The sequence below is a fragment of the Neisseria weixii genome, from assembly GCF_042658245.1.
GTDB classification, from domain to species: Bacteria; Pseudomonadota; Gammaproteobacteria; order Burkholderiales; family Neisseriaceae; genus Neisseria; species Neisseria weixii.
On sequence record NZ_JBHSPY010000057.1, the window covers coordinates 1 to 5030 of the forward strand.

A 5030-nucleotide genomic window follows, 5' to 3' on the forward strand; every position below is an offset into this window, starting at 1 on the left:
ATCGGTTAAAAGTTTGCCCGTATTGCCCGACCGCAGACGAACGGTAAAGCGGAACGGGTGATCCGTACCTTAATGGAAATGTGGCATGATAAGTTTGCGTTTAAAGATTCGGAAGACCGGCAAAAGGAGTTGTGCCGTTTTGTGAATTTTTATAATACGGTTAAGCCGCATAAGGGTTTGAAAGGTGATACGCCTTTTGAGGTTTTACAGGCTTATTTTTCTCAACCTGTTGTGTAAACAACGCGGATATTTCTTACAATGCCGTCTGAAAAATCTTATCAATTTTTCAGACAGCATTAATTTCAAATCCATAGAACGCGTGCGTGCTGGGGCACATACCCTACCTGTGGATTTTAGGTTTCATGCAGGCTACGGTTTGCTTGCTACCAACCATCATTTTCAGCTTCTTTTAACCAAGTATCAAAATCAGTAAAAACTTCATAATTTTCCGTATTTTCTAAATTGACTACAATAACTTTGGGATTACCTGAAATATCCTCCCCGTCAAAATAAGCTTCCCATTCACCGTAGTTCGCAAATGGAATAGCATTATTTGATATTGAAGAATTAAATTTTCTATATCTGTAGGCAATTTCAGCACCTTCTGTACCATAATCTTCAAACCACCAAGGAAAAAAGTATTTTTCATCATAATTAATGGTATTAGTTGACTGGGAGAGATCTAAATAACTCTTTGGATATTTAAATCCAGACGGTAACATTTCTTTCGGATAGGGAGTAAATTTATCTTGTCTTACCATTTTTAATTACCTTTACATCGTAAATACTGCCATTAGGGAATTTTTGACTCCAACCTGTTGGAACTCCTTTTTGACTTTCTTGGTTTTTAATTCTAAATTGAACAGCTTCTCCCCAAGTTTTGGGCAATTTTCCCTTGTACTGAATGGTTCTGGCACGTTCAATTGGAATAGGGTCATTAAAATTATGAACATTCGCTTCAACCTTAACCCCTGCTTCGCGAGCAGCAAGTATACGGGTATTATCCAAACTGGTTGGAGCCCTATCAGGCATATTTACTACATCTACAGGTTCACCAATCCATTTATTTTGTTTTTTCATTTCTGTAACTATCGAATCATAATTGTAATCCGTTCCTCGCTTCTGATAACTTACGGTTGCCTGAGAAAAAGATGTTCGCGTAGGGTCAATGGTCTGTTTGCCTATAGGCAAAACATAATCACCATTAGGGGATTTGATCAATTTATTTCCCCCAGCCATCTCCCCATCAACAGTCGACATAACCCGCTGCCCCAAAGTCTGGCTAAATTCCCTGCCGCCCACCTTCAAACTCTTGTTTCCCAAAAGCTTGACGGCAACGGTCTTGGTCGCTTTACCAATCCCCAAGCCCATCAGTTCAAACTCAGGATACACCGGAATAAGGCCGACTTCTCCGGTGCGTATGCCTCCTAATTTGCTGATGTTCGTCAACGGAACTTCTTTGTCAAACATAAAGCCTTCTTTGGCTCTGCCGGATTGCTGAACGATTGAGGCCAAGCTTTCCACTTGGTTTTTAAAGTCCTTACGTACCTTGGCATCGGATTGATAGGCTTTGATGAATTCAGGGCTCGCAGCCAGAGCATCCATCTGTTTCAGACGGTTTACTGCAATCAGGCCGTCTGAAATAGGGTGATCGGCTCCTACTTTATCCAAATATTGCAAGATTGGTGAAGATGGTTTGCCAAGCCCTGAAGGAATGGCAGCCAATTGCTGTTTGGTATAAGCAACAGATTGTTTTGCTTCGTTCTGTTTGGCCGTACATGCTTCAATTGAACCATATACCGAACAAGCTTGTGCCAATTCACGATTGCGGCGTTTGCTGATTTCTTCAAGTGCTTTGGCTGCTTTAGTATAACAGCGTGCGCCTTTTCCTTGGCATTGGGCAATCTCTTGATGATATTTAGACCAGTCTTTCGGAAGGAGATAATTATTCTCTACCGCATTCTGCCCCGCCGCAGCACCGATTTGTGCGTTCAAAGCCGAACCACCGGCCAAACCGCCCGATACCGTGCCGAATACCGCCGATAAGTCGCTGACCAGTGTCTTTTCCTGCTCACCCAATATGCTCGGATTGGCTGCTGCCTCCTCGCCAAACAGGGTTTGTGTGATGGCTTTGGCCGCGAGTTCGCTGCCCGCGCCGCTGACGGCACCGGCTTCAAAGCTGCCGCCGTTTACAACGGCCAATACGCCGCTGTTGACAGCATGGGCAAGCAGTTGTAGTGCTTCGTTCGGATGGCTGCCGTTTTGACCGAAAGTTTGGCCGATCAGTTGGGCGGTGTAGGGGCTCGCGCTGTTCACCGCTGCCTGAATTTCGCTTTGGCCGCCCAGTATGCCGGTAATCAGCGTGGTGCCTGCGTTTAAGGCGCGGACTTTCCTGCCGCCGGTTTCCCATGCTTTCACATTCTCCCGTGCTTCGTTCAGACGGCCTTGTGCGGCATCAATATCGCTTTGATTGCCGCTGAAGGTTGCCCCCATCAGTTCTGTTTCGGCATTGCTGAGGGCTTCTTGGGCTTTGGCCAGTTGGTTTTGGCGGTAAACCGATACGGCTGAAGCCACATCTGCCGTGGCCTTCGCCACAATCTGCTGTTTCTCCGTAATTTTGGCCAAATCGGGCAGGGCGGCAACGGTGCGGTGGGCGCTGCTGCTGTCGCTGTGGATGCCTAATTCCTGCACGGTGGTGTCTTTACCGGCTATGTTCAGACGGCCTTCGCTCAGGGTAGCGTAGGTGATGCTGTTGTCGCCGCCTTTTTCGTATTGCGGTAAAGACGGGCTGAAGCTGCTGCCGTCGGTGTAGCCCGGTTCATTGTCGGGGTTTTCACCATAGTTGCTTATTTGAGGTAAAGAAAAAAGGCCGTCTGAAAGCTTGGGAGTGTTTTTCAGACGGCATTAAATTCAAATCCATAGAACGCGTGTGTGCTTTTGGGCACACACCCTACCTGTGGATTTTAGGTTTCATGCAGGCTACGGCTTGCTACACGCTCTTCCCAGATTTCTTCAGGAATATAATAGGGTGACCCTAATTCTTCTTTCGTTAAGCTACTGATTCCACGCATATATAAACCAGGCCAGCTATCTTCCTCAGGAATATAAGCAAATTCGATATTAAATTTACCATTTTCCTGTAAAGTAACTTGGCATTGAGTCCAAGGGGTAGTTTGAAATAATGGAAGTTTTTGCAAATTTTCTAACAAGCCGACTATTTCATCATCAATTTCTTGAATGGGATTGTCCCACCCTTGATAAAAATTATGTTCAGTACCGTCTTGATCAAACCAGCGTGTACCAGCTTGCGTAACATTATCGTAAATTCTCGCGAGAAAAACTATTTTTTGAGTTTCTGTTGGCATAATTGACCATAGCAATTTTCCAATTTTTTGATAGATTATCTGATCTTGTTCTAACATATTCTATTTTCCTGTCGAAGTATTTTTTAAATTAATACTATCTAAGGTTAAACCATCTATAGTTTGATGAATGATAAAGCTATTGGGTCTCTTGCTGCTACCCGAATAAACAGGTTCAATTTTGACCTGAACTTTTCCTCCGGAACTTAATACATTTTTCCATTGTTGTTCAAGCTTATACCATTCTCCACTTGCTCCATTCAATTTGGCATCCATCGGTACTAAATTTACACCTTCACCCGGACCGCCGAACATTGAAGCAATCAGATGGCCGCCGCAGTCACTACCTTGTCTACATTCCCTCCCTGAAACACTTTGTTGGTATGAATTTCTATCCCAAGCGTCAAGTTTTAAATCTGCTGTTACCTCTTTGACACGCTTTTGTGAATCGGTTGCATAAGTATAACCGTTTTCAAATTCATATACGGTATTGGCTTCCGGTTTATTCGCAAGTTTATTCCAGTCCCCTTTCTTTCCTCTAACCAGTTGTGTCCTTGATGAGCTCGGTGTAGTTGAGTTTGATACGTTTGGTCTATTGGTCGATGTGGTATTTTTAACAAGTTGACCATTACTAGCCATTGCGAGCTGATTGCTATGACCTAATGATCCCTGAACTTGTTGAAGCACATCCGAGAGAGCAGCTCGTACCTCTCCCCAGTTATTGTTTCTAGAGGCACGCTCAACCATTTTATTAAACACAGCACGGCTAATTCTTAAGCCTTTGCCTGCAGGAGGGAATATATCAGCTGCAGCAAAGATGTAATCGGCTGCATTTTGAGCTTCTTTTGCCCCTTTGATGGTGCTAACAACCGGTATCCAATCTCCTAGATACTCATAAATCAGCTTTCCATTTTCTCTGCCATAGTTGGCTCTTACAGTGCTGAGCTTCCTACTGCAAGCTTCTACAGATAAGCCTTTGCAATAATGGCTTTTCTCAAAATTATCCAAAATGGACTTTTGGATGGCTCCGCAATTGGCTAGTGGCGTAGGGGAAGTACAACCACTGTCGTTATTCTCCACTGCATTCTGCCCCAACACCCCGCCAATCTGCGCGTTCAACGCCGCACCGCCGTCTCCGGTCGCGCCCACGATGGACGCAATCACACCGGTAGTGGATTTGATTTCGTCTTTGATGTGCTCGGGCAGCAGGTTGGGATTGAATTCGCCCGTTTGCGGATCGATGGCGGTTTGGCCGTCGTTATACTGCTGCGACAGGTATTGTGCGGCTTTCTCGGCTGCAACGGCCGCCGAGCCGCCGCTTAAAGGGTCGCCGCCGTTAATATAGCTTAAGGTGGCGCCTAAGAGGAAGTGGCCGACCATTTGGGCGGTTTCGTTTCGGCTTTCTCCGTGGCCGAAGGTGTTGCCGATGGCGGCTGCGGCGTAGGGCGACAGGGTGTCGGCGGCGGTTTGCAGGTTGGTTTTGCCGCCGAGTATGCCGGTGAGCAAAATCGTGCCGGCGTTCACTGCGCGGGATTTGCTGCCGCCTATGCCCCAGTTTTGGGCTTCGGTGTCGGCATGGCGGTAGGCTTCGGATTCGCTGATCAAGACAGCCTGGCGTTCGCTGTCGCTCAGTCGGCTGAAGGCTTCGTAGCTGCCGTCGTTTCGTGC

Annotated in this window: 4 protein-coding genes and 1 pseudogene; 1 reads left to right on the forward strand and 4 read right to left on the reverse strand. The window is 46.2% G+C overall.

Translation table 11 applies throughout. The features are described 5' to 3' along the window. Window positions 1-9: 9 nt before the first annotated feature. Window positions 10-237: pseudogene (locus ACFPVS_RS13400) on the forward strand (integrase core domain-containing protein); the annotation flags it as partial. Between the two features lie 146 nt (window positions 238-383). On the opposite strand, the gene ACFPVS_RS13405 reads toward ACFPVS_RS13400, so the two are convergent. From ACFPVS_RS13405 to ACFPVS_RS13420, 4 genes are all read right to left on the reverse strand, one after another. Then, window positions 384-761: an SMI1/KNR4 family protein gene (locus ACFPVS_RS13405; protein WP_096295155.1), complete on the reverse strand. Its 378-nt coding sequence runs from the start codon at window positions 759-761 to the stop codon at window positions 384-386. Further along, window positions 745-2691, reverse strand: coding sequence for a VENN motif pre-toxin domain-containing protein (locus tag ACFPVS_RS13410; RefSeq protein WP_378595849.1), 1947 nt, complete (start codon window positions 2689-2691; stop codon window positions 745-747). The genes ACFPVS_RS13405 and ACFPVS_RS13410 overlap by 17 nt, the downstream gene beginning before the upstream one ends. A gap of 272 nt (window positions 2692-2963) precedes the next feature. Beyond that, window positions 2964-3422, reverse strand: a complete 459-nt coding sequence (locus ACFPVS_RS13415; protein ID WP_096295156.1) for an immunity protein YezG family protein — start codon at window positions 3420-3422, stop codon at window positions 2964-2966. A 3-nt stretch (window positions 3423-3425) separates the two neighbouring features. Further along, the coding region (locus tag ACFPVS_RS13420) for a DNA/RNA non-specific endonuclease (protein WP_378595850.1) at window positions 3426-5030 on the reverse strand (1605 nt) is incomplete at its 5' end.